The 25,208-nt window shown below is 42.2% G+C and carries 25 protein-coding genes, 3 tRNA genes and 1 pseudogene; 7 read left to right on the forward strand and 22 right to left on the reverse strand.

Annotation, left to right across the window (positions count from 1 at the left end; translation table 11 throughout):
* The 16 genes and pseudogenes from QTA56_RS13230 to tpiA form a co-directional block, all read right to left on the reverse strand.
* Window positions 1-95, reverse strand: a pseudogene (locus QTA56_RS13230) (IS982 family transposase); the annotation flags it as partial.
* Between the two features lie 74 nt (window positions 96-169).
* Window positions 170-1,327: a calcium-binding protein gene (locus tag QTA56_RS13235; protein WP_289821554.1), complete on the reverse strand. Its 1,158-nt coding sequence runs from the start codon at window positions 1,325-1,327 to the stop codon at window positions 170-172.
* A gap of 3 nt (window positions 1,328-1,330) precedes the next feature.
* Window positions 1,331-2,155 carry a hypothetical protein gene (locus QTA56_RS13240; protein WP_267981450.1) on the reverse strand — a complete coding sequence of 275 codons (825 nt, stop codon included), beginning with the start codon at window positions 2,153-2,155 and terminating at the stop codon, window positions 1,331-1,333.
* An 89-nt stretch (window positions 2,156-2,244) separates the two neighbouring features.
* A complete protein-coding gene (locus QTA56_RS13245) occupies window positions 2,245-2,685 on the reverse strand; it encodes a hypothetical protein (RefSeq protein ID WP_267981452.1) in 441 nt (146 codons plus the stop codon).
* 28 nt (window positions 2,686-2,713) lie between these two features.
* Window positions 2,714-3,247: a hypothetical protein gene (locus QTA56_RS13250; RefSeq protein ID WP_267981454.1), complete on the reverse strand. Its 534-nt coding sequence runs from the start codon at window positions 3,245-3,247 to the stop codon at window positions 2,714-2,716.
* Window positions 3,248-3,275: 28 nt separating this feature from the next.
* Complete coding sequence (locus QTA56_RS13255) at window positions 3,276-3,479, reverse strand: hypothetical protein (RefSeq protein ID WP_267981456.1); 204 nt, start codon at window positions 3,477-3,479, stop codon at window positions 3,276-3,278.
* A gap of 31 nt (window positions 3,480-3,510) precedes the next feature.
* Window positions 3,511-4,266, reverse strand: coding sequence for a hypothetical protein (locus QTA56_RS13260; protein WP_267981458.1), 756 nt, complete (start codon window positions 4,264-4,266; stop codon window positions 3,511-3,513).
* A 259-nt stretch (window positions 4,267-4,525) separates the two neighbouring features.
* Window positions 4,526-4,924 (reverse strand): ribosome-binding factor A, encoded by a 399-nt coding sequence (locus tag QTA56_RS13265; RefSeq protein WP_267981460.1) that lies wholly within the window; start codon window positions 4,922-4,924, stop codon window positions 4,526-4,528.
* The gene (gene infB / locus QTA56_RS13270; protein WP_267981461.1) at window positions 4,924-7,638 is read right to left on the reverse strand and encodes a translation initiation factor IF-2; all 2,715 of its coding nucleotides are present in this window, start codon (window positions 7,636-7,638) and stop codon (window positions 4,924-4,926) included. The genes QTA56_RS13265 and infB overlap by 1 nt, the downstream gene beginning before the upstream one ends.
* A 10-nt stretch (window positions 7,639-7,648) precedes the next feature.
* On the reverse strand, window positions 7,649-9,133 hold the full coding sequence (gene nusA / locus QTA56_RS13275; RefSeq protein ID WP_267981463.1) for a transcription termination factor NusA: 1,485 nt from the start codon (window positions 9,131-9,133) through the stop codon (window positions 7,649-7,651).
* Between the two features lie 37 nt (window positions 9,134-9,170).
* On the reverse strand, window positions 9,171-9,695 hold the full coding sequence (rimP, locus tag QTA56_RS13280) for a ribosome maturation factor RimP (protein ID WP_267981465.1): 525 nt from the start codon (window positions 9,693-9,695) through the stop codon (window positions 9,171-9,173).
* Window positions 9,696-9,898: 203 nt separating this feature from the next.
* A tRNA-Met gene (locus QTA56_RS13285) sits at window positions 9,899-9,975 on the reverse strand.
* Window positions 9,976-10,063: 88 nt separating this feature from the next.
* A tRNA-Met gene (locus QTA56_RS13290) sits at window positions 10,064-10,140 on the reverse strand.
* A gap of 41 nt (window positions 10,141-10,181) precedes the next feature.
* Window positions 10,182-10,266 (reverse strand) — tRNA-Leu (locus QTA56_RS13295).
* A 57-nt stretch (window positions 10,267-10,323) separates the two neighbouring features.
* On the reverse strand, window positions 10,324-10,653 hold the full coding sequence (secG, locus tag QTA56_RS13300; protein ID WP_267981467.1) for a preprotein translocase subunit SecG: 330 nt from the start codon (window positions 10,651-10,653) through the stop codon (window positions 10,324-10,326).
* Window positions 10,654-10,665: 12 nt separating this feature from the next.
* Window positions 10,666-11,457 (reverse strand): triose-phosphate isomerase, encoded by a 792-nt coding sequence (gene tpiA, locus QTA56_RS13305; RefSeq protein WP_267981469.1) that lies wholly within the window; start codon window positions 11,455-11,457, stop codon window positions 10,666-10,668.
* Window positions 11,458-11,819: 362 nt separating this feature from the next.
* Between tpiA and pilB the strand changes: the two genes are divergently transcribed.
* Genes pilB through coaE form a run of 4 tightly spaced genes read left to right on the forward strand, consistent with a single transcriptional unit; the run spans window position 11,820 to window position 16,274 of the window.
* On the forward strand, window positions 11,820-13,538 hold the full coding sequence (gene pilB, locus QTA56_RS13310) for a type IV-A pilus assembly ATPase PilB (protein ID WP_267981471.1): 1,719 nt from the start codon (window positions 11,820-11,822) through the stop codon (window positions 13,536-13,538).
* A gap of 23 nt (window positions 13,539-13,561) precedes the next feature.
* Window positions 13,562-14,794 carry a type II secretion system F family protein gene (locus QTA56_RS13315; RefSeq protein ID WP_267981473.1) on the forward strand — a complete coding sequence of 411 codons (1,233 nt, stop codon included), beginning with the start codon at window positions 13,562-13,564 and terminating at the stop codon, window positions 14,792-14,794.
* 12 nt (window positions 14,795-14,806) lie between these two features.
* Window positions 14,807-15,667 (forward strand): prepilin peptidase, encoded by an 861-nt coding sequence (locus tag QTA56_RS13320; protein WP_267981475.1) that lies wholly within the window; start codon window positions 14,807-14,809, stop codon window positions 15,665-15,667.
* A 1-nt stretch (window position 15,668) separates the two neighbouring features.
* Window positions 15,669-16,274, forward strand: coding sequence for a dephospho-CoA kinase (gene coaE, locus QTA56_RS13325; protein ID WP_267981477.1), 606 nt, complete (start codon window positions 15,669-15,671; stop codon window positions 16,272-16,274).
* On the opposite strand, the gene QTA56_RS13330 is transcribed toward coaE, so the two are convergent.
* The 3 genes from QTA56_RS13330 to ppnP all read right to left on the reverse strand — a co-directional run bounded on the left by QTA56_RS13330 (window position 16,271) and on the right by ppnP (window position 18,471).
* On the reverse strand, window positions 16,271-17,182 hold the full coding sequence (locus tag QTA56_RS13330; protein WP_267981479.1) for a DMT family transporter: 912 nt from the start codon (window positions 17,180-17,182) through the stop codon (window positions 16,271-16,273). The two genes, coaE and QTA56_RS13330, sit on opposite strands and share 4 nt — an antisense overlap.
* 30 nt (window positions 17,183-17,212) lie before the next feature.
* Window positions 17,213-17,962: a 23S rRNA (guanosine(2251)-2'-O)-methyltransferase RlmB gene (gene rlmB, locus QTA56_RS13335; RefSeq protein WP_267981480.1), complete on the reverse strand. Its 750-nt coding sequence runs from the start codon at window positions 17,960-17,962 to the stop codon at window positions 17,213-17,215.
* Between the two features lie 182 nt (window positions 17,963-18,144).
* Complete coding sequence (gene ppnP / locus QTA56_RS13340; protein ID WP_004680708.1) at window positions 18,145-18,471, reverse strand: pyrimidine/purine nucleoside phosphorylase; 327 nt, start codon at window positions 18,469-18,471, stop codon at window positions 18,145-18,147.
* A gap of 229 nt (window positions 18,472-18,700) precedes the next feature.
* On the opposite strand from ppnP, the gene recN reads away from it, so the two are divergent.
* The 3 genes from recN (at window position 18,701) to ruvX (ending at window position 21,488) form a co-directional block, all read left to right on the forward strand.
* Window positions 18,701-20,362: a DNA repair protein RecN gene (recN, locus tag QTA56_RS13345; RefSeq protein ID WP_267981482.1), complete on the forward strand. Its 1,662-nt coding sequence runs from the start codon at window positions 18,701-18,703 to the stop codon at window positions 20,360-20,362.
* A gap of 135 nt (window positions 20,363-20,497) precedes the next feature.
* Window positions 20,498-21,052: a YqgE/AlgH family protein gene (locus QTA56_RS13350; RefSeq protein ID WP_267981483.1), complete on the forward strand. Its 555-nt coding sequence runs from the start codon at window positions 20,498-20,500 to the stop codon at window positions 21,050-21,052.
* A complete protein-coding gene (gene ruvX, locus QTA56_RS13355; RefSeq protein ID WP_267981484.1) occupies window positions 21,045-21,488 on the forward strand; it encodes a Holliday junction resolvase RuvX in 444 nt (147 codons plus the stop codon). Before QTA56_RS13350 ends, ruvX begins: the two co-directional genes overlap by 8 nt.
* Here the strand turns inward: ruvX and QTA56_RS13360 are convergent, their stop codons facing one another.
* From QTA56_RS13360 to QTA56_RS13370, 3 genes are all read right to left on the reverse strand, one after another.
* Window positions 21,489-22,490, reverse strand: a complete 1,002-nt coding sequence (locus QTA56_RS13360; RefSeq protein WP_267981485.1) for an HlyD family secretion protein — start codon at window positions 22,488-22,490, stop codon at window positions 21,489-21,491.
* Window positions 22,491-22,553: 63 nt separating this feature from the next.
* Window positions 22,554-22,760, reverse strand: a complete 207-nt coding sequence (locus QTA56_RS13365) for a DUF1656 domain-containing protein (protein WP_267981486.1) — start codon at window positions 22,758-22,760, stop codon at window positions 22,554-22,556.
* Window positions 22,753-24,846 carry an FUSC family protein gene (locus QTA56_RS13370; RefSeq protein WP_267981487.1) on the reverse strand — a complete coding sequence of 698 codons (2,094 nt, stop codon included), beginning with the start codon at window positions 24,844-24,846 and terminating at the stop codon, window positions 22,753-22,755. Before QTA56_RS13370 ends, QTA56_RS13365 begins: the two co-directional genes overlap by 8 nt.
* Window positions 24,847-25,208: the final 362 nt, after the last annotated feature.

A 25,208-nucleotide genomic window follows, 5' to 3' on the forward strand; every position in this document is an offset into this window, starting at 1 on the left:
CATTTAAGATTTTGCTTTAAGAATTTCCAGTAAACTGATTCAAATTTTAGAAAGAAATCATCAATTATACAGAATAATTGGGTACTATCGAACATAAGGACTAGAGTCGTAAGTTTTGTGTGGTAACTCAACTGATGGCTCTAGTCCTTCTCTTTTTCAAGTCTATGGCTTATCCGTGATTCAGGTTATCTATACCAATACCACCGAATAACTTATCATCCCCCCAACCGCCATAGAGTTCATCATTACCTTTACCACCAATGAGCTTATCAGAGCCTATACCGCCATTGAGCTTATCATTACCACCTAGACCAAAAATCGTATCATTTCCCAACCCAATAATTATTCCGCCATTTAGCTCTTCTGAACTACCAGTACCAATGATGACATCATTAAATAATCGTATAATGCTTGATTCAACTGTAATATTTTCATTTGTTTTTTCAATTTCCAACAACTCGTTATAATCATGAAAATACTCCAATAAATCCTCATCAGATAAATGTTCAAGATCAGCCAGTCGTCCATTATTAATCCATTCACTTTTTTGTAGTGTGGAGAGTAAAACCCTAATCCCAATCCATTGATCACTATGCGGGACGAGGATAGCTGTTAGCAAAGGACTGCCTAATAAAATACCTGCGGCAGCTGCTATATTTAATCCACCTGAAGCACCATAAGAAAATGTTTTTATTGCACCTATCGCCGCGTCAACACTTGCATCTGATTGTGGATCTCGGAATTTATCAATAGTAAGTGCCATAGCAGTACTGGTCATTTCAACAAATTGATCGACTTTGTCAGCATCGACAATTCTTTTCCCTATTTTTATACCAGCATTTTCATCGACATCGCCTGTTTCATTTATTTTTGTATCCCAGAAATAGAATGCACCGCCCCATTGGCTCACACCGAGCCCTGCAACATCTATCGCAGCTTGAATATCATGGCTCACCTGATTTTCTAATGATGGAATAATGCCATTATTATTCACAATATCTTCATAAACGTTTTTAGCGATGGTATTACTGATCAACGCAATATTTGCATCTGCTGGTGACAATGCTGGTGGACCTGCCAAACGTAAACTTTCTTTATTGATCTGCTGGATAAAATAAGCGGATTGGGATGGTTCTATACTGGTATCATTTAAGTACCTATTAATTTGTGCTGCTTGTTCAAACCAATAAGCTTGTGCATTCGGCATTTGAGTATGAAAATTATCATAAATATATCGATACATCCCTGCGTAGTCGGGTTTATTAGTATTTAATTTATATTGAATTTGCATTTGTGCCAATTGTGTTGCTGTTAATTGAATTGTCATTTTTTAATCCTCATTAATTGCATTAATATTTTTAATTGGTGAAACATTCCATGCATCTAAAAGACGCCATATTGCTGCATCTATATCTTTTACGTGATCTATGTTTTTTTGATTTGTAAACCAATTAATCTTAATACCTCCATAAATCAACTCATAACTTCTCCCCAAAATTACAGAATCTTCATTTGGTGAAATATTGAAATAAAAACCTGAAATCATTTTATTTTTAGATTTTCCAAAACAATTTTCCCATCCGCTAAAATTTTTATCACTATAACAATCTAAATTATATTTTTTAAAACTTGGATTACTATCTAATTTATTAATATAATTAGATTCAAAAAATTGCTTTGTATTTATATTTTGCTTTAAATCATTTATTCCAAAATTAGCTACAAAAACTTTGACTTGATCTATATGATCAAGAGTATTTGTTCGTAAACTAAAAGGACTTCTATCCGTCGCCTGTACAGTAGATCTGTTAAGCATTAAATCAAACTCAAGCTGCCCATCAACGTATGGCATAGATAAACTTTTTGCTTCTGCTATACTAATCGTATCAAATTTCTCTGGTACATAATCTATCGAAAACTGTCCAATATAATATTCAAGATGTGGTTTATAAAAATCTCTTTCACATTTTTTACAATGTTCATTAATGATATGTTTTCTTCTTTCTCCAAGTTTAGCCTTAATAATTAAATGATCATTTTGTTTCCATGTCACAACTTCACCCTCCTGTGGTATATACGGAGGTTCTCTTTTCTGCATACATGATCCTTGCAATAAGAGTGTTATTGTCAATAAAAATAGTTTTGATTTTTGCATATTTCATTCCACAAATTTAACCACCGATTAATTTAGAGTTAATGGGTCGTTAAAATTTTTGTATTTCCGTTAATTGAATCATCATTTTTTTAATCCTTAGACTTAATAGTTAAATTTTGTGCTTCTGTTGCACCCTTTAAATTTTCAACTCCATCAACTACAGGAATCTTTACGTTTACACATAGAGTTTTTCCATTTAGCTTATCCTCGTTTACTTTAGCTAAAAGCTCTTTTTTACCCCAAACTGTTATAAAATCACCATAACCATCTACCTTTATAGCAAGATCAACTGTTTTTCCATCCCCTCGCATTGATGATCTATTTGATAAATAAACATATTCACCACATATCTCTTTTCTTACATAAATATAGTCCTTAGTTTCCTCTTTTAACCAATAAAAAAATAAAATAAATGAAATAAGAATAATAAAAAGAGCTAAATATGCGTGTTTTTTACTTGTTAACAAAAGGAATATACCCCAAAAAAAAAGGGTCTTATATAAATATGAAAGTAGGGTTAAAAAATCCATAATTTCTCTTCTTACAAATTAACTTCTATTACTCCAACTGATCCAATACTGTCTCGTACAATGGTGAAACAAGGCAATCCTTAATTTTTAAACCAATAATTAAAACCAATATTAATAAAAATGAAAAAATATAAAATACCAAATCCAAGACTTCACGAATTTGATAGTTTTTATACATTCTTACAAAATCCTTAACATAAAAACCTTGATAACCTGATATTTCAAATATTAAACTTTTAGAGCCATATTGCTCACCCATTTGATAAAATTTTACATTATGTATTCCTCCTTTAAATTTCTTATCCCCAATATAATTACATCTTGATGCCACCCCATAAATATTACATGACAATAAGTTTTCTCGTCCTGTTCTTATATTTTTTACTAAAGGTCTATCACCAGTCCATATTCTATTTCTCGGCAACTCTTCATTCACAAATAAAAATCTATCTTTCTGAAGATGTTGACTCATATAGTCAATATCTATTTTAATAACATTTAAACTTCCATTTATATCTTTATGAAAAAATATAGATAAAATAAGAAAAACCCAGACAGCCATAAAAATCTTTATTAAAATAGTTGCCTTATCAAAAAAAAAACTTAGAAAAATAAAATGGCAGATAACAAAACACCCACAAGACTAAAATGTTAATAAAAGGAATAATTAAATAAAAAAAAGTAAATGGAATCACACCTTTTTCTGGTTCTAATGATGCTTGGCTAAAAGCCAATAAAAATATAGAAATTAAATTAATTCCCATAAATATTTGAAAATATCTTGCCATACTCATCTTATATTCCTCCTTAATTTCAAATTTATATTTACTTTAATAATTTTTTAGGTCTCACTTTCTCCACCTCATTAAACAAACTAAACGTCTGACTCACATAATTCACCACACCACTTATTTGATCCATATATTGCATAAGTTCAGGTGTTTTCTCAGCTTGAAGTAGTTTTACTGTTCGTGATGGATCATAACCATCAAACTGACAGTAAAATAAAGGTTCACCGCGTTTTAGAATTAAATCTTTTGAAGTGTCATGCCATTCAAATGCCCACATTAGTGGTCGAGGCCAAATGTGAATCGGAAAACGCCCTCCAAAAATTGTGCCTGGTAGCGGATTCTTGCGGTAATGCCCAAAAGCATCCAGTTGAGTGAGATACACCACTTCATCTGCAATAAAGCAATACGGAAGTTTCAGTTGTAAGATTGGGACTTGAGGCATACGCCATTCATTCTCATTGACAATTGTGAGCAGCTCCCTCAATTTATTGGCACGTACAGGTGACTGATCACCCAACACATTAACTAAAGTCGGCTTGCCCTGTGCATCCCTTGCAAAACGCAGGTGAAAGTCAAATGGGCAATTCACCGCGAAATAACGACTTTCCAACTGTAATACCGCAGGACAACGGCTTGCTGACTTGGCATGTTTGGTTTGTGATTGCGAACGCATCCGATAAGGTGGTTCATATAGAATGGATGCTTTATCCTCTATTAAAAACCAGCCAACCTGAATTGGTCCTTCCCCGATATTTTTTTGATCATCTTCAATGGTAAAATGAATATACATTTTTAAGTTTTTTTTAAGCTTTTCATAATAGGCATATTACTATTGTTTTGCCTCTTTTTCATACAGAGTTGTCTATATAATTTTTTGATTTATCTAGCAAAATGACTTTAAAATGAGAAGCATTTATCTTTACAGTTGATTTCTTAGGTTGTCGAAAAACTATAAATTATAGAGTGAAGTCAACTTTCCATATTATCCACTATTTTTATAAATATTTTAGATCATAAAAAAGCCACCCTAAGGTGGCTTTCTTTACAACTTATTCTTTATCTTGTTCACGTTCAGGCAAGTCTTTCACGGCTTCAGCAATCAGACCAAACATATAGTTGCCATAGGCATTGGTTTTATCATAATGAAAACGCAATCTTGGCGTAATACGCGTCTTGATGCGACGGCTCAGTTCATGACGCAAAAAGCCAGAAGCTTTATTGAGTACATCTAAAGTTTCCTTGTTGGCTGCCTCACTTTGATCATCACCCAGTTCACGTCCCATCACTGTGACATAAACTTCAGCATATCCCATGTCAGCACTGACTTTCACCGCAGAGATGGTCACCAGACCACCCAAACGTGGATCTTTAAGCTCCTGACGGATTAGCTCAGACAACTCGCGTTGTACTGAATCCGCCATGCGCTTTAAGCGTTGGCTACCCGCCATTAAAGACTCCGTTTAATCAATTGAACATCATAAACTTCGATCTTGTCTTGCACTTTGATGTCTTTATAGCCTTTCACTGCAAGACCACATTCCATGCCAGCACGAACTTCTTCCACAACATCTTTATAGCGACGAAGAGATTCAAGCTCACCCTGGAATACCACCACATCATCGCGTAATACGCGAATTGGCTTGTTACGATGTAATGTACCCTCAAGTACCATACAGCCTGCTGCTGCACCAAACTTGCTTGAATGGAACACTTCACGTACTTCTGCAACACCCAGAATTGTTTCACGGTGTTCAGGTGCAAGCTTACCGCTCATTGCAGCTTTGACATCATCAATTAAATGATAGATCACGCTGTAATAACGGATATCAATGCCATCCTGATCAGATTTTTGACGCGCTGTGTTATCTGCACGCACGTTGAAACCTAATAACACTGCTTCTGATGATTCAGCTAAGGTAACATCTGACTCAGTGATCGCACCAACGCCAGAACCAATGACACGTACTTTCACTTCATCAGTAGAAAGCTCATCAAGTGCAACATGAAGCGCTTCCAAAGTACCACGCACGTCAGTTTTGAGTACAACATTCACATAAGGAACATCTTTTTTACCCATAGACGCCATGATGTTTTCAAGACGCATTGCACTTGCACGCTCTAAACGCTTATGACGTTCACGGTCTGAACGAGCATCGGCAACTTCACGTGCTTTCTTCTCGTCATTCACGACAAGTACTTCATCGCCCGCCATTGGTGCATCAGGCAAACCTAAGATTTCAACTGGAATCGAAGGGCCTGCTGACGTAATACGCTTACCGTTTTCATCAACCATCGCACGTACACGACCGTAAGATGAACCAGCAAGAACTAGATCACCAATATTCAAGGTACCATTTTGTACCAGAATCGACGTTACCGCACCACGGCCTTTATCAACACGCGCTTCAATCACCACACCTTGTGCCGCACCTTCTGCTGAAGCTTTAAGCTCCATCAGTTCAGACTGAATCAAGATCAAGTCAAGCAGTTCATCAATTCCTGCACCAGAATGCGCCGAAACTTTGGCAATTGGAACATCACCGCCCCACTCTTCAGGCACGATCCCTTTAGTGGTCAATTCATTTAATACACGATCTGGATCCGCTGATTCTTTATCCATCTTGTTGATAGCAACAATAATCGGTGTACCTGCTGCACGCGCATGGTCAATCGCCTCGGCTGTTTGTGGCATCACACCATCATCAGCCGCAACCACAAGAACCACGATATCAGTTGCTTTCGCACCACGTGCACGCATTGACGTAAACGCCGCGTGTCCTGGTGTGTCGAGGAAAGTAATAATGCCTTTCTCAGTTTCAACGTGATATGCACCGATATGCTGGGTAATACCACCCGCTTCACCCGCTGCCACCTTAGAGCGACGGATACGGTCCAGTAACGATGTTTTACCATGGTCAACGTGACCCATGATCGTTACCACTGGTGGACGAGTGGTTTGCTCACCACGCGCTTCTTCAGCCGCAACCAACAAGTTATCTTCTGCCTGCGTATCAGAAACAAGAACAGGGTTATGCCCTAGTTCCTCAACCACAAGGACTGCTGTATCCTGGTCAATGGCCTGGTTCTGGGTCACAAGTTCACCCATTTTCATCAGGGTCTTGATGACTTCACGAACCTTAACCGCCATTTTTTGTGCAAGATCGGCAACGATGATCTTCTCACCAATCTCTACATCATAAATCTGTTTCTTAACAGGCTTTTCAAAACCATGTTTGTTTGACTGGCTGGTTTTCAAGCCACGCTTATGATGGCTCTTGCTAAAGCTCTGCTCTGCCTGGGCATCGCCACCACGGCCACCTTTCTTGCTTGCACGTGGATTTGCAGTTGCACCGCCACGCTTGATTTCACGGTCTTCCTTGTTGAAAGAATCTTCATACGCCTGACCAACAAGTCCAGCGGCTAAAGGTGAATCATCAATCACACGAATGGTTGTGGTTGCATCATCATTTGAATATTTCGAAGCCATCTGGCGCATTTGCTCCAGCGTACGCTTCTGCGCCTCTTCCGCAGCCTTACGACGTACAGCTTCTTCAGTCGCCTTTAACTTGGCTGCTTCTGCTTCACGGGCTTTTTTCTGTTCAGGTGTTTCTGTTGGCTTAACAACAGGTGCTTTAATCACCTTGTCACTACCACGTTTTTTCACCACAACTGCGGTTTTTGCAGGAGCTTGCGAAGCACTTTCAGAAGTATGCGCTGCACGCATGGCTTCCAAAGTCGCATTGGTTTTTTGTTCACCATGAATACGAGCTTTGCTATCCGCTTCTTCACGCCCTTTCTGCTCAGCACGGGCTTTCGCATCAGCTTCAGCACGAGCTTTGGCTTCCGCAGCGATCTGCTCTGGATTTGGCTTGGCAAAAACCTGCTTTTTACGCACCTCAACATTGATACTTTTTGCTTTACCCGAAGTGCTGGTGACTTTGGCTGTATGGGTAGTTGTACGTTTCAACGCAATTTTTCCTGTGTTACCACCGCCCTGACCATGTACTTTTTTCAGGTGATTAACCAAAGTATCCTGCTGTTCAGTGGTAATAATGTCATCTGCTTTACGCTGTGGTAGACCTGCATCGCGAACCTGTTCCAGGAGTTTCTCTACAGGACGTTCTACGCTGAGCGCTAACTCTTGAATCGACTTGTCCGTCATCTATTATCTCCTAGTTAAACCATGATTCACGTGCTTTCATGATTAATTGACCTGCCTTGTCATGGCCCAAGCCTTCGATATCTGAAATATCATCAGTCGCTTGGTCCGCCAAGTCATCAATCGTAACCACACCACGCGCCGCCAATGCGTAGGCAATCTCGGTGGTCATACCATCCATACCGAGAAGTTCCGCACTTGGCTCTTGAATATTTTCCTGCTGTTTTAACGCATCAGTTAAAGCAGCCTCTTTTGCACGGCTTTGCAGCAATTCGACCAAATCAGCCTCAAGCTCGATTTCATCAAATGTCTCAGCTGGCACATAGGCAATTTCTTCCAGAGAAGTGAAGCCCATTTCGACCAAAGCCATGGCCAAATCTTCTTCAATATCGAGACGGGACACAAACATATCCAGATATTGCTGTGCTTCATTTTGCTGACGAGCACGATACTCTTCTTCCAGCATCATGTCGAGTTTATAACCCGTTAATTCCGATGCCAAACGAACATTTTGCCCCTGCGAACCAATGGCACGCGCCAACTGGTCATTGGTGGCGAAAATGATATCCGCACTGTGTGCATCTTCATCAAGGACGATTCCAGATACATCAGCTGGTTCCAATGCGCTTGCGATATATTGCGCTGGGTCATCAGACCACACCACAACATCAATACGCTCACCATTCAACTCCTGCTGTACCGCCTGAATACGTGTACCACGCATCCCAATACAAGCACCCACAGGGTCAATACGATGGTCATTGGTTTTCACTGCAATTTTAGCACGAACACCTGGCTGACGCGCTGCCGCCTTAATTTCAATGATTTCTTCAGAAATTTCTGGAATTTCTTTCTTCATCAAGGCAATCAGCATTTCAGGACGTGCACGTGACAATAATAATTGCGCACCACGACCTTCACGGTTAACGTTATACAAAATGGCATTGATACGTTGTTTAGGACGTAAAATCTCTTTGTGAATAGTTTCTTCACGTGCCAAATACGCTTCAGCATTGTCACCAAGGTCAATGATAAAGCCATCTTTGGTTTGCTTTTTCACTTCACCATAAATCAGCTCGCCCACTTTAGACTCATAAGCATCTGCAACCAGTGCACGCTCTGCCTCACGAATCTTTTGTACAATCACCTGCTTGGCAATTTGCGCTGCAATACGGCCAAACTCAATCGACTCAACTTCCAGTTCACGCACATCACCAATTGACCACTTCGATGGGTCTACATCAGAGATGGCATCCTGGCATGCAGGCATTTCATGATCTTCATCCGCAACGACAGTCCATTGACGGAACGTGCGGTAATCACCTGTTTTACGATCAATCTCAACGCGAAGCTGAGCTTCTTCCGAATGTGTGCCTTCGTAAAACTTTTTCTTCGTTGCCGCAACCAGCGCTTGCTCTAGGGCTTGGAAGATTGCTTCACGACTAACACCTTTTTCATTACTAACCGTTTCTGCAACGGTAAGAATTTCACGGCCCATAAGTCACCTACCGATTTCTTATACAATTAAGTTAATATTAGTCTTGATAGATTAAGTTTGCTTTATCAATATTATTACTATCGATTTCAAGCATATGCTTAGCATCCACTTCAACCTGGATCATTTCATTTTCCAGATCAACGGAAAGCAGTTTTGCCTGAAATTTACGACGGTTCTCGACGGCAGCAATGAGTCGTAAAGCGACCTGTTGCCCAATATACCCAGACATTTGTGACAACTGAAAGAATGGACGGTCCCAGCCTGGTGAGGATACTTCCAGGGCATACTCACCTGAAATTGGATCATGGACATCAAGCATGGCACCAACCTGTTGCGTCACGCGAACACAGTCTTCAACACCAATGCCACGCCCTTGTTCAACCTCACCCTCTTCATTCAGGACAGGTTCAGCACTCTCATCAATCGGTTTATCAATAAAAATGCGTAATAAAGAACGTTTACCTTGTGGCAGGAACTCAATCCCCCATAAATCTACACCACAGGCAGCCACAGCTGGTGCGATAAGATCATATAATGCTTGAGATTTATTTGATAATTTCATTTACTCTCGTTGCTCTCATGCGAGCCAATCAATCCCGTATAGTGAAGCATGATGTTCCTGATCACGCCATACGACTCATATCGACACTACACGACAGCCAAACAACCAATAAAAAAGGGCGTAAATCGCCCCTATTTTACACAGAAAAGCATTGCCCACTGTGCAAAAAGGCCCACCTTACTGTGAGCCTCCTTTAAGAAACTTGGTAGCGGGAGCTGGATTTGAACCAACGACCTTCGGGTTATGAGCCCGACGAGCTACCAGACTGCTCCATCCCGCATCAACGTGCAAAAAGTATATACAAATATAAAAAAAAGTCAATTTAAGTTTTCTTTACATTTGCCTGATTAAGTTGCACCTTAATCAAATGGTAGCGGGAGCTGGATTTGAACCAACGACCTTCGGGTTATGAGCCCGACGAGCTACCAGACTGCTCCATCCCGCATCAACAATCACTGCAACACCAAACTTACTGGTTATTAAGCTTGGTGCGGAAGGGGGGACTTGAACCCCCACGCCCGAAAGCACTACCACCTCAAGGTAGCGTGTCTACCAATTCCACCACCACCGCAGCTTTCTGGGACGCATTCTATTCCTTTAAATCCCAAAAGGAAAGTATTAATTCGACTTATTCAGACGTTTTTGGTGCATTTGATGAAGTTTCAGGCGATGTTGCAGGAACAGACGTTGAACTTTGCACAGTTTTTAAACTATAGGCATCTGTGGTCTGTTTTTTCGCAAAAACCGCCAGGGTTAAACTGGTGAAGAAAAACAATGCAGTAAAGATCGCAGTTAAACGTGTTAGGAAATTTCCCGCCCCAGATGCACCAAACACAGTTGCCGCACCACCGCCACCGAATGACGCGCCCGCTTCCGCACCCTTACCTTGTTGTACTAGAACCAATGCAATAATTAGAATTGCTAAAATGATATGTACAACGAGTATAAAACTATACATTTCTATTCCCCGTTACTTATTTTGTGCAAATGCTTTTGCAATTTGGTAAAAAGATTGTGCGTTGAGTGATGCACCACCGACCAAAGCGCCATTAATATCTGGACAGGCCGCCAATTCATCTGCATTTTCAGGCTTAACACTGCCACCATATAAGATCGCCATTTGCGCACCTACAGGCGTAATTTGCTTTAGCCCCTCACGGATTTTTGCATGCATGGCTTGGGCATCTGCTGGTGAAGCGGTCTTACCCGTGCCAATCGCCCAGATCGGCTCATAAGCAATCACAATGTTTTGCCACTGTTCAGGCTTCACCACTGAGGCGATATCACAGATTTGTTGCAATACCACTTGCTCAGCCAGTCCCTGCTCACGTTGCTCAAGGCTTTCACCCACACAGTAAATGACGTTAAGCCCAGCATTCAGCGCATTATACAATTTTGACTGAAGTGTTTCGACACCATCACCGAATAATTCACGACGCTCGGAATGGCCAACCAGAACAAAATCAATTTGGCTATCCTTGAGTAATTCTGCACTCACTTCACCTGTATACGCACCCGTTCCAGCTACACGTGATACATCCTGAGCCACCGTAAAGATTGTCCGAGTCGCATCCTTGAGCTGTGCCTGAACATTGGTAAGGGCGATCGCAATTGGTGCCATACCAATATGACATTGATCAGAAGAGATATTACCCTGTTGTAATAGCTGTTTAAATTCTTCTACTAATTGAAAAGCGTCAGCATGCATTGGATTCATTTTCCAATTGCCAACAACCCAAGGGGCAATGGTCGGACTCGACATACTTTGATCTACTGATAATTTCTAAAAAATGCTGCATATTTTACACGGATTTTTATAAAATTCAGTTTTTTTATCTGGTTTAACCTGATAACCACTTTACAGATGTTTGTAAAAATTAATGTTATAAGGGTATAGCATTCTATTTATTTGAAAATAGGACATTTCCTGACTGATTTTATTATTTCCATTTTTAGGTAATTGTCTTGGTTTTAGAAAATTAATTTGTAAAAAATTCGATCAGTTCAAAGTTTTAGATACGAATCAAGTCAAAAACGACACTTTCTCTAGTAGTATTTTTACGCAACAAAAGTATAATTTTGTAAGATAGCTATTATAAACATTTATTGTCACAAGGCGGACAGATGTCAGGATTACATACGTCTCCAAAATTTTCGGGGTTCATTCGGCGTTTAGTCGAAGAGGGGCATTTGCCTGCATCAAACATGCAGAATGCCATTGATGCGGCAAAAAAGGCCCAACAGGATATTGTGGCTCACCTGATTGAACATCAGCGCCTCTCACCACTCACAGTTGCAGAAAGTATTTCCCATGAATTCGGTGAACCTCTGTTCGACTTGGCTGTATATGATACAGGCTTATTACCTAAAGACTTAACTGACAATAAGCTAATACAAAAACATCGGGTTGTACCTTTGGTGCAACGCGGCCAAATCTTATATGTTGCGACCAGCAACCCGACCAATATTGATTCATTAGATGCCATTCGTTTTAATACCAAGCTCAATATTGAACCGATTATTGTTGAACACAACAAACTTGAGAAACTGATTGAACAACAGTTTGGTGATAGTGGTAGTTTTGACTTCGGTGATAGTGAAGACTTTGATTTAGATGGCATCGATGTTGCTACTGATACCAATAAAGAAGACGATGACACCAATACCCAAACTGATGAATCACCCATTGTAAAGTACATCAATAAATTACTGATTGATGCGATTCGAATGGGAGCCTCAGATCTACATTTTGAGCCATATGAAAAAACATATCGGGTCCGTTATCGTGTGGATGGTGTTTTACGCCAGATTGCCAATCCACCTTTACAAATGGCAAATCGGCTTGCGTCCCGTTTAAAAGTCATGTCACAGATGGACATTTCTGAAAAACGTATGCCACAAGATGGGCGTATTAAGCTTAAGCTATCCAAAACAAAGGCCATTGATTTCCGTGTCAACTCTTTACCGACCCTGTTTGGTGAAAAACTGGTACTCCGTATTCTCGATCCATCCAGTGCGATGTTGGGAATTGAAGCACTTGGCTACGAAGATGAACAAAAAGCCCTATTCCTCGAGGCATTAGATAAACCTCAAGGCATGTTGCTTATTACAGGTCCAACAGGCTCAGGTAAAACGGTCTCCCTATATACAGGTTTAAATATCCTGAACACTGAAGACACCAATATTTCCACAGCAGAAGATCCTGTGGAGATTAACTTGGAAGGGATTAACCAAGTCAATGTTAATCCTAAAACGGGGCTAACTTTCTCTGCTGCATTAAAAGCCTTTTTACGTCAGGATCCAGATGTGATTATGGTGGGTGAGATTCGTGATCTTGAAACTGCTGAAATTGCTATTAAAGCCGCTCAGACAGGTCACATGGTGATGTCAACCCTACATACCAACAGTGCACCTGAAACTCTAACCCGTTTACGTAACATGGGAGTTCCTTCCTTTAATATCGCAACTTCAGTCAATCTGGTCATTGCACAACGCTTGGCACGTCGTTTATGTGCTCAATGCAAGGAAGTTGTGCAAATTCCCAAGCAAAGTCTGTTAGAACTTGGTTTTACTGAACAGGACCTAGCAAACCCTGAATTTAAAATATTTCAACCCGTTGGCTGTGGTGAGTGCAGGGAAGGCTACAAAGGTCGCGTTGGTATTTATGAGGTCATGAAAGTGACGCCAGAAATATCCAAAATTATTATGGAAGATGGCAATGCCCTGCAAATTGCGGCAGCCTCAGAAAAGGCAGGATTCAACAATTTACGACGTTCGGGTTTGAAAAAAGTGATACAGGGGATTACCTCTCTACAGGAAATCAACAGGGTCACCAGTGAATAAAATCAATAAAAAGGATTACAATCATGGCAGCTAAAAAAGCGCAAATGATGCCTACTTTTGCTTATGATGGCATAGACCGTAAAGGGGCAAAGATTAAAGGGGAATTACCAGCTCGTAATATGGCTTTAGCTAAAGTCACTTTACGGAAACAAGGGGTGACCATCAAGAATATTCGGGAAAAACGCAAAAATATTCTCGAAGGATTGATGAAGAAGAAAGTTACCACGCTGGATATCACTATTTTTACCCGCCAATTGGCAACTATGATGAAAGCAGGTGTACCACTAGTGCAAGGTTTTGAAATCGTTGCCGAAGGCTTGGAGAACCCTGCAATGCGCGAAGTGGTGTTAGGGATTAAGGGTGAAGTGGAAAGTGGTAATACTTTTGCAGGTGCACTAAAAAAGTACCCACAGTATTTTGATAACCTTTTTTGCTCTTTGGTTGAATCAGGGGAACAATCAGGTGCCCTTGAAACCATGTTGGATCGCGTCGCGATTTATAAAGAAAAAAGTGAACTTCTTAAACAAAAAATTAAAAAAGCCATGAAATACCCAATTTCAGTAATCATAGTTGCTTTAATTGTAACAATTATTCTAATGGTTAAAGTTGTTCCTGTATTCAAAGAACTATTTAGCTCCTTTGGTGCTGACTTACCTGCTTTTACCAAAATGGTAGTGAATATGTCAGAATGGCTACAAGAATATTGGTTTATTCTAATTATAATAATTGGTGTCATTATCACTGCTTTTATGGAAACAAAAAAACGTAGTAAAAAATTCCGTGACCTTTTGGATAAAATGGCACTCAAGGCACCTATTTTTGGTGATTTAGTCTATAAAGCCATTATTGCCCGTTATAGCCGCACCTTAGCGACCACATTTGCAGCAGGTGTTCCACTTATTGATGCATTGGAATCAACTGCTGGTGCTACCAACAATGTTATCTATGAAGAAGCGGTAATGAAAATCCGTGAAGATGTTGCCACTGGTCAACAACTACAATTTGCTATGCGAGCATCCAACCGTTTCCCATCCATGGCTGTGCAGATGGTTGCAATTGGTGAAGAATCGGGTGCACTTGATGCAATGTTAGACAAAGTAGCAACTCATTACGAAAATGAAGTAGACAATGCTGTGGATGGCTTAACCTCCATGATGGAACCACTGATAATGGCGGTTCTAGGCGTTTTAGTGGGAGGGTTAGTTATCGCCATGTATCTACCAATCTTCCAAATGGGTTCTATTGTTGGTAGTTAATTTGGTGATTGAATGCGAGAATTGATTTTTTATTTTATCGAAAATCCAGCTGCACTTTATTTTGCAGTTGGGCTTTTTAGTCTATGTATTGGTAGTTTTCTCAATGTTGTCATTTTTCGCACTCCGAAAATGATGGAGCAAGAATGGCATCAGGAATGCCAAATGCTGCTTCACCCAGAGCAACCACTTATTGATCAAACCAAGCTGACGCTAAGCCAACCTGCTTCAACCTGTCCCAAATGCCAATCTCCCATTCGCTGGTATCAAAATATACCGCTAATTAGTTGGATTATACTTCGTGGCAAATGTGGTTCCTGCCAGAATCCAATTAGTATTCGCTATCCATTGATTGAACTTCTCACCATGGTTTGTTCAGTGATTATCGTAGCTGTATTTGGTGCAACCATTCAGATGCTCTTTGGTTTAATCCTCACATGGATATTGATTACACTCACTTGTATTGATTTCGACACACAATTGTTACCAGACCGTTTTACGCTTCCTTTGGCAGCACTAGGCTTAGGAATTAACAGTTTTGCAATTTATACAACTGCCACGTCAGCAATTTGGGGTTATTTGATTGGTTTCCTCTGCCTATGGGTCGTTTACTATCTTTTTAAATTAGTCACTGGTAAAGAAGGTATGGGATATGGTGACTTTAAGTTGCTTGCTGCCTTGGGTGCATGGATGGGCCCAATGATGCTTCCGCTTATTGTCCTGCTTTCTTCAGTCGTGGGTGCCATTATTGGTATTATTCTCATGAAAATACGTGGTGAAAACCAGCCCTTTGCCTTTGGTCCCTATATCGCCATTGCAGGCTGGATCGCATTTTTATGGGGTGATCAAATTATGAAAGTCTATTTAGGTGGTTAATATGCGTTTTATCTTGGGCATTACAGGCGGAATTGGCAGTGGTAAGTCAGCCGCCACGCAATGGTTTGAATCCCAAGGTATTCGTGTGATTGATGCTGATGTTGTGGCAAGGGAAATTGTTGAACCAGGCCAGCCAACGCTACAGAAAATTCAACAGGTGTTTGGCGACTGGGTACTATTAGAAGATGGTAATCTAGATCGCCGCGCACTACGTGAACATATTTTTCAGTTCCCTGAAGCTCGTCAGAGCCTAGAACAAATTACCCACCCGGCTATTCGCCAATCTATCATCCAGCAGTTACAGCAGACAGAAAGCCCTTACGTGATTCTGGTTTCACCCCTGCTCTTTGAAACCAACCAGCATGAACTGGTTCAACACACCCTGTTGATTGATGCAGACGAACAAACCCAGTTACAACGTGCCAGCCAGCGTGATGGGCAAACTGAAGAACAAATACGAAAGATTATTGCAGCTCAAATGCCCCGTACTCAAAAACAACAGCTCGCCAATGATATTGTGCTGAACGATGGACTACTTGAACATCTGCACAAACAACTCAAACCATTGCACCTAAATTATTTACAGCGGGCTGAGCAGATCTGCTAATCCTGTTTCTGTTTAGACAACTGGGCCGTTAATGCATCTTTACGGAACCAGCGCCATGGTTGTAACGCACCAATACCCATACCCACCAATCCACACATAATCGCTGGACTCAAAGGTTCATTTAACAGCGGTACAGCAATGACAGCAGCAATAAATGGTGCCAAGGTCACAATGCTTCCCGTTTTAAATGCACCCAAACGTTCAATTGCGGCAACATAGGTCAGGGTTGCAATAATCACCACCAAAACGCCATGAAATACACCCTGTATCAGCAAATGGACAGGCTCTGCTTCCTGAAAATGTTTAGGAATAAACAGGATATAGATCGGTAAATAAATCAGTGCTGACCAAATCGCCACACTTGCCATCGAATGCCAGGCTGATAATTTCCATTGTTTTAACAATACAGTGAAGATGCCCCACCAAACTGCACTCAGGAAAAAGAGAATATCGCCAAGGCCAAAGGCAGAAGCCTGCTCATGCAACATCAGGTAGCTCATCAGTGCCAGAGCACTCAACATAATGATGAGACTGAGCCAGGTATGTTTGTCAAAAGGCTGTTTAAACAATAAATAAGCAGCTACGGCAGTACACAGTGGAATACAACCATTGAGAAAAATTGCGGCATGCGCTGCGGGTGCATGTAAAAAAGCAGTATAAACCGTTAGACAGTAGGCCAGCCCACCAGTTAAGGCCAAAATAATTGGACGGGGATGCCACAAGAATGCCAAATCTTTTTTATACACCAGCACAGGCATGAGAATGATAAAAGCTATCGCAAAACGCATTGCCACCAAGTCCCAGGCACTGACATGCCAGTGCAGATTTAAACGGGAGAGAATGGTAAAACCACCCCAGATGCACATGGTGATACAGACAAACAGATAGCCTTGCGTGCGAGCAGTCATTTTTAATTACATTGACGATAATTGTGTGAATTATACAGCATTACGCTGACGGCATGCCTCATAAAGTGCCATCCCTGTCGCCACACTGACGTTTAAACTTTGTAAATCACCAGACATGGGGATATAAACGGTTTGGTCACATTGCGACTGGGTTATAGGCCTTAATCCTGTATCTTCCGCTCCCATCACAATCACCACTGGACCGTTAAAATCACACTGTTGAATGGGCAATGCCTTTTCATCCAGCATTGTGCCAATCACACGGGTATGTGTTGTCTCTTTGAGATGTGCCAAAGTGCGGGCCAAATTGGTGACCTGAATAAACTTCACTTTCTCGGCCCCGCCCGCGGCAACTTTACGTGCTGTCGGGGTTAAACTTGCTGAACGGTCACGCGGCACAATCACGGCTTGCACCCCCATTGCCGCCGCAGTACGAATACAGGCTCCCAAATTATGTGGGTCCGTCACCTGGTCCAATGCCAACAATAAGGCATCAGGTGATTGCTGCATCAACTGGTCCAGATCTTTTTCATTTAAGGTTGGATGTGGACGTACCGCCGCCACCACACCCTGATGAAATGGCAGACCTGCCAGTTTTTCCAGACTGTCTCGGCTGGCTTTCTGTACGCTAATTCCAAAAGGTTCAGCCAACTGCAAAATCTTTTGCAAACGCTGGTCATCACGCCCTTTTAAGGTGAATAAGGTCAAGACTCGTTCAGGCTCCAACTCCAGCAATGACTCCACTGAATGAACGCCATAATAATATTCAGGTTTAGCCATGAACGACCTCTTTAAGAAAGCGGAATATAAAAGGAGATTTCCTAAAAATAAAAATCCTGCAAAATGACTTTACAGGTGAGGAGCTGTTATAGCTCCGCAAGGGAACTTAATAAAAAATCCTGCAAAATGACTTTTACAGGATTTCCATTAAATCTAGTGTACCCGATTTAGACAGGAATAGGTTAGCCTTCTAAATGGCAAACGTAATCAAGGACTTCATCCGTCTCAATGTCAAACTTGCTATTTCCAGGCACATAGAAAGACTGTCCCGCACGGAACAATTCACTTTCAGTACTGTCAGCAATTTTAACCCGACATTCACCCGAAATGATTTCCATACGCTCTGGCACATGGGTCGCAAAGGTTAAAGGCTGTTCAGTGGGTAAAATCACACCTAAAGTCTTTTTTGTACCGTCTTCAAACTGTACTGTATGACTGATACATGCCCCACCAAAATACACATTCGATTTTTTGATGACCGTTACATGATCAAACTGCACTGAACTCATGCGTACTCTCCAAATAATGCCGCATTTATATTAGATTATGCTGGACGTAGTTTAATTGTGCCATCGCAACTAATCAATCCATTTCCTTATGCAAAACTAGCAATTTTTATTCCCATATTTAGTCCCTGTTGATTTTATTTTTTTAATATTGCCAAGCGTAATTCACTCTTGTCGCTACGATAAAACTTCTTTATCTTTAAGCAAAATATTCTGTGCATTGGATGCATTTATGCTCACCCATTTAACTTTAATTAATTTTGCACTTGCCGACCATTTGGCACTGGACATTGAACAGGGTTTCAATGTGCTGACTGGTGAAACTGGCGCAGGCAAATCGTTATTGTTAGATGCACTCTCCGCATGTCTGGGGGAACGTACCGACACCAATTATGTACGCTATGGGGCGGATAAGGCCGATGTGACCGCTGTTTTTAGCTATAAACCCGATAGTGTAGAGGCTAAATGGTTGGCTGAGCATGAACTGGATGAGGATTCAGGTGAGATTCATTTAAGACGCGTGATTTTTGCCACTGGACGCAGCAAGGCGTGGATTAATGGTCGTCCAAGTAGCTTGGCTGAACTCAAGGAAATTGGACGTTTGTTGGTCCAGCTCTATAGCCAGCATAGCCAACAGCAGTTACTTGAACCGCCCTACCCGAAACACTGGCTCGACCGTTATAGTAACTTTGCCGCTCCCGCCGATGCAGTACGTGAAGCCTATGTGACATGGCAAAGAAATATTAAACAACATCAAGCCGCATTGGATGCACAAACCACCCGAATTCAAAGAATACAATCCCTTGAATCACAGATAGAAGAACTGGAAGATGTGATTCAAACTGATTATCGAGAGATTGAACAGGAATTTGACCGCCTTAGCCACCATGAGCACATTATGCAGGACTGTGTTTATAGCCTGAATGTGCTGGATGAGGCTGAGCAAAACATTACGCAGGAAATCGCTTCCATTATTCGTCGTTTGGAGTCGCATGCGGGTCGCAGCGAACAGCTTTCCAGTATCTACAATTCACTGTTAAATGCACAAAGTGAGATTGATGATGCCACCTCAAGCCTACGTCAGTTTATTGACCGTCAAAGCTTTGATCCTGAGCGCATGGAACAGCTCAATGCAACATTGGAAGTCTTTCACCGTCTTGCACGTAAATACCGTATCCAGCCTGAACTGCTCAAACAGGAATATGAAACTTGGCAGCAGGAACTGGAGCAACTGCATCAACTGGAAGATCCTGAAACCTTGGCGGAACAGGTTGAAGTTTCCTATCAGGAATTTATGCAACAGGCACAGCATCTGGATGAAATCCGTCTTGCCGCAGCCATTCCATTGGCAAAACAACTGACTGAGCAAGTCAAACCACTGGCATTACCAGAAGCATATTTTGAGTTTAAGTTTGAGCCTCTGGAAGCAGCCAATGCCGAGGGTCTAAGTTTTATTCAACTCTTATTCACGGCCAACAAGGGTATTCCACCACAACCGCTGGCCCGTGTGGCATCAGGCGGTGAACTGTCACGTATCGCCCTGGTGATGCAGGTCATGAATGCTGAAAAAACCGAATCTGAGGTGTTGGTATTTGACGAAATCGATGTCGGGATCAGTGGTGGTACGGCTGAAGTGGTGGGCCGTTTATTGGCTGACTTGGCGCAGCACGTACAGTTGCTTTGTATCACCCATCAGGCCCAGGTTGCAGCACAGTCTGACCAGCATTTACTGGTGAAGAAACAACAGACCGACCCCGCCAGCAGCACCATCATTGAACTAGATGAAGAACAGCGTATTCTGGAGCTTGCCCGCATGTCTGGTGGTGTTGAAATTAGCGAAACCACCTTGCAGCACGCCAGACAGTTACGCCAACTCAAATTCCAGTCAGCCTAGTTTATGCGATAAAATATCAGAAAATAATTGGCGAAATCCGATCAACTCTTGTATGTTGATAAAAACAACCTATTATTTAATCCCCCTAAATCCCCCTTTTTAAAGTGGGACTTGTTTTGATGGAGAACCGCCTAGGTGACGAAACAATATTTAACTCACCGTTGTCTTATCGCTCCACCAGACATGGCAGATGACTTCTTTGCAAACACAGTCATTTATGTTGCTCGTCATGATGAGGATGGTGCTCAGGGCATCGTGATTAATCGCCCATCAAACCTACAGATCAGGGAACTCCTCAACGATTTGGAGATCGATGCAGACAACGTACAGCCACATGCGGTTTTGCAGGGTGGCCCTTTACGTCCTGAAGCTGGCTTTGTACTGCATACGGGTCAACCCACTTGGCATTCATCAATTGCGGTTGGAGAAAATGTCTGTATCACCACCAGCAAGGATATTCTGGATGCGATTGCGCATAACGAAGGTGTAGGACGTTACCAGATCGCGTTAGGCTATGCGAGCTGGAGCAAAAACCAGCTTGAGGAAGAAATTGCACGGGGTGACTGGCTGATCTGTGAATCCGACATGGACCTGATTTTCAACTTGCCTTATGACGACCGTTGGGATGCCGCCTATAAAAAAATTGGGGTAGACCGTACCTGGTTTGCTTCCGAGATTGGCCATGCCTGATATGCAAGCGTCCCAGTCCATCATGGCCTTTGATTTTGGCACCCAAAAAATGGGGATTGCGATTGGTCAATCCACTATTGAAAGTGCCACTCCCCTGCCATTATTTGCCATGAAAGATGGTATTCCTGACTGGAATCAATTGTTAAAGCTGGTCAAAGAATGGCAACCCAATCTGTTTTTGGTGGGTTTGCCATTGAATATGGATGAAACTGAGTCTGAACTGTCAGCACGTGCCCGTAAGTTTGCACGGCGCCTACGCCATCAAACCAATATTGAAACGTGGATGGTGGATGAACGTCTCACCACCCGCGAGGCAAGGGAAGAACTTGAGTTTTACCAGAGCAAGGGGCAGGCTAAACGCTTGTCAGCAGATAGTTTTGCCGCTGCGCTGCTGATTCAAAGCTGGTATCGTGATCCTGCTGGGATTACACCTTGATCATTTCTCAATAATCCTGACTGTTGCTGTTCGTCCTGAAACAAAGGCCAATGGATTCTGCGGTTGCTCATCCAGCATAATTTTAACAGGCACACGCTGGGCCAAACGTACCCAGCTAAAGGTGGGATTCACATTCGCCAATAAATTGGAACTACCTGAACGCTCACGGTCTTCAATCCCCATTGCAATGCCCTGCACATGCCCACGAATTTTCTGGCGATCTCCCATTAACTGCACTGTAGCTTGATCTCCCACATGGATACGATTGAGTTTTGTTTCCTCAAAATAACCCACCACATACAGTTGATGACGATCAAGCAATGCCGCAACCGCCTGCCCCACTTTCACATAATTACCGACACGCAAATCAAAGTTCGACAAGGTTCCATCCGCAGGTGCAACCACTTCTGAACGCTGTAAATTCAACTGCGCCAAATGTAGATTGCTATTGGCAACCTCAATCAGGGCCTGTTGCTGCTGAATGGCGGCATTGGCTTGTTCAATACTGGCAGCCAATTGTTCACGTTCGGCAATTGCCTGATCACGCGTTGCAAACACCTGATCCTGTTCCTTTTTGGAAATCGCACCATCCATCAGGCTGGCATAGCGTGCCGCATTCTTTTCCGCCAATTTCATATTGGCTTCGGTCTTGACCAGGCTGGCTTTGGCACCTGCCAGGTTGGCATGTGCCTGAGCCAGGCCCGCCTTGGCTTTAGCCAGATCAGACTTGGCCTGTTCAACATCAAGTGCCTGACGTGCAACATCAACCTTAAAAAGCACCTGCCCCTTTTTCACGGTCTGGTTGTCCTGTACCAGCACCTCTGTCACCAGACCATTGACATCAGAGGCAACCTGAACCACATCGCCACGCACACGTCCATCACGCGTCCACGGTGCGGCATTGTAGTAATTCCATAAATGCACCACCGCATAAACCGCAATGAAAACCGCCACCAGTAATACAATCGGACGTATGACTTTGCGCACATCAAATGCATTCATGTTGATCACCTTTCACACTTATTTCCAGCTTGTTCAATTTCATGAAGAATCTATTTAAAAACCTTATATCCACAACCAGACAAACAGCCCATGCACCAGCAATAGCAACCCCAGGTAGAAGCACAGATTGAAAATACTGGGCAGTGCAATCCAGCCTTTCACCACTAGACGGTCACTCAATGGACTCATGACCTTAAACAACACATAGGCAATAATGGCCTGCACCAATAAGATAGGAAAATAGATCCCATAAATATTCATTTCACCCATGTGACACACCTAAGCCATACATTTCCGAATACTGCTGTTCTGTTGAAATATGCCCAATACTTTTGCAAATATTGTTAAGGGAAATCAGCAACCGTTGACGCAATTGCCCATCTTCAATCTGTTCTGCAATGCCCTGTAAGACCTCTATCTGCTGCACAATCTGTATTGGAAAATGATTCAGCGAAAGCTGTGTCTCCTGTGATTGAAAGTATTCAGCAAGCTGTTGTTGCAACAGCTTGACGGCATACTGTAAATCATCGAATTGCGGCAACTTCTGGCTGATTTCCTGCAAACGCACCAAATCAATAATTGAACTACTCTCAATCAATGCATTCTGGATTGAGGTCTTGATCTCAGGATTCTGTACCATTTTGGTATTCAGCACCCCAACACGGTCCAGCATGCTGCGTAGATGAATCTTAAAGTCACTGCCATAGGACAGGTTAATTGCCTGACGCATGGCCTGGTAATGCAGGGCCAAAATTCGGGTCGCGCTGGTGTCGGGTGAAACGGCACGGACAAGGTCAATCACAATCAGTGAAACCAATACCCCCAGAATCATTGCAAATGAGCTGTCCAGATAGGACACTGCATCAATGGTGTATTTATTATGTAGATTCAGCCCCATCATGGTGTTAATTCCAAGCACCATGCCAATCGGCATCAGCATCTGATTGGCCATCATTGTGACAGCCACCAGAAATACTGGGAATAAAACCAAGGCCAGTTGCCAAAATGCCGTGATATGCGGAAATATCCCAAAGGCATATACAAACACCAGACCCGCCGAGACAATACTGCCCCAAATGAAAATCCGCAGTACAGGCACAGGATTGTCCAAAGCCGTTAGGATACAGGCGGTAATTGCACCCATCTGCGCCATCATAAAACCTGCTTTCCAGCCTGAAAGAATCCATGCGGCAGTGACAATAAAGGTAATCAAGACCGCACTGATTCCGCCTCGAATCGCAATACCATGATCGCGGTGCAAACTTGGATATTTGGTGGTCATCGCCGTGATTTCCGCTGGAATCTCTTTATTGCCTTGCTGAATCTGTTGCCACAGCAGCTTCACTGCCAGAATATTGGCAATAAAATGGCGCACATCCATCTTCAATGCAGCCAATACAATCTGCTGCTCAGGCGTTGCCATCAAGATCAGTTCGGCAAAATCCTGTTCAAACCTGTTTGGCAAGCCTTGCAAATCCACAGCCGTTAATGTTCGTTCCTGCTTTAAAAAAGCCAAGGCATCCTGACGAATTAGGTTTAAATGTGGCGAAAGACTGGTCAGTTGCATTTGCTCAAGCTGTTTGACCCGCTGGGATAAGGCGACAAGGTTGGCAACCACCAATGAAACCTGATGCAGCATTTCCTGCAACGGTTTGGTCATGCCTTTAAGTTCACCTTTTTCATAGGCTAGATGCACCGCCAAAGCATGAATATCCGAGGCATCACGGGTAATTACAGACAAAACCTGAGTGTAACTATCTGGTGACTCCTGAACCGTCACCAGTTTCTCAAAAGTACTTTCCAGATCATTCAGGGTTTTATTGACACGCTGCTTAATCATGGCACCCACATGAACAGGAAAGAATGTGGCGGAAACCACAGCGGTTGAAATGACCCCCACTGAAATTTCCAGTACACGGGCCAAGGCAATGTCAAAGATATTGTAAGTGTCCATATAGGTAATGGCGTTATAGACAATCATTGCGGTTGAGTATCCCGCCAGCATAAACACGTAACTACGTGGTGTGCGGTCCAGCAATGAAACATATAAAGCAAAGCCAACCCATAAGGACAGCACAACGGTAAACAGCCACGGCGTATTAATAAAATGTGGTGTCAACAGCAAGGCAATCATTGCCCCTGCAAGCGTACCAATCAGGCGGTAGACACATTTTGAGGACACCATGCCTGAATAGGGATTGGCAATGATCATCACTGTTCCAATCGACCACATTGGATTAATCAAATCCAGCTCAAATGAGACAAACAGCGCTAGCATACCTGCCACAAATGTTTTGCAGGCAAAAATGAGGTCTAGTCGGCTCAGGCGAAAAGCCAACAACTGTTTAAATAACATGAATGTGTCTCAATTCAGGATCAGTCTACCGCCCCGATCATCTATCTCACATAGAAATGTGATGACAGAATCAGCCAATCTGGAAACAACCAGATTGCTTTGACAAGGTGAGAACTGATGATTTGGAGTGATGCACAATGATTGGAGCTTTTGCAGCGTGAGCCTAAAAATAATTATCCAATAAAGACATTGCACCGACAATTTTTTCAAAACCCAGAGCATTAGTCAAGACAAATTATCACCATTTGATAATTTACAAATTTAATTTAGAATAATGCTTTTAAAACACCCTGATTTTCTCAGCAAAAGCATTAATTTAATCTTGCCTGCTGATCAAGTCCAAAAGTCCATATCCGACCTTA

It is taken from the genome of Acinetobacter thutiue, assembly GCF_030385805.1.
GTDB classification, from domain to species: domain Bacteria; phylum Pseudomonadota; class Gammaproteobacteria; order Pseudomonadales; family Moraxellaceae; genus Acinetobacter; species Acinetobacter corruptisaponis.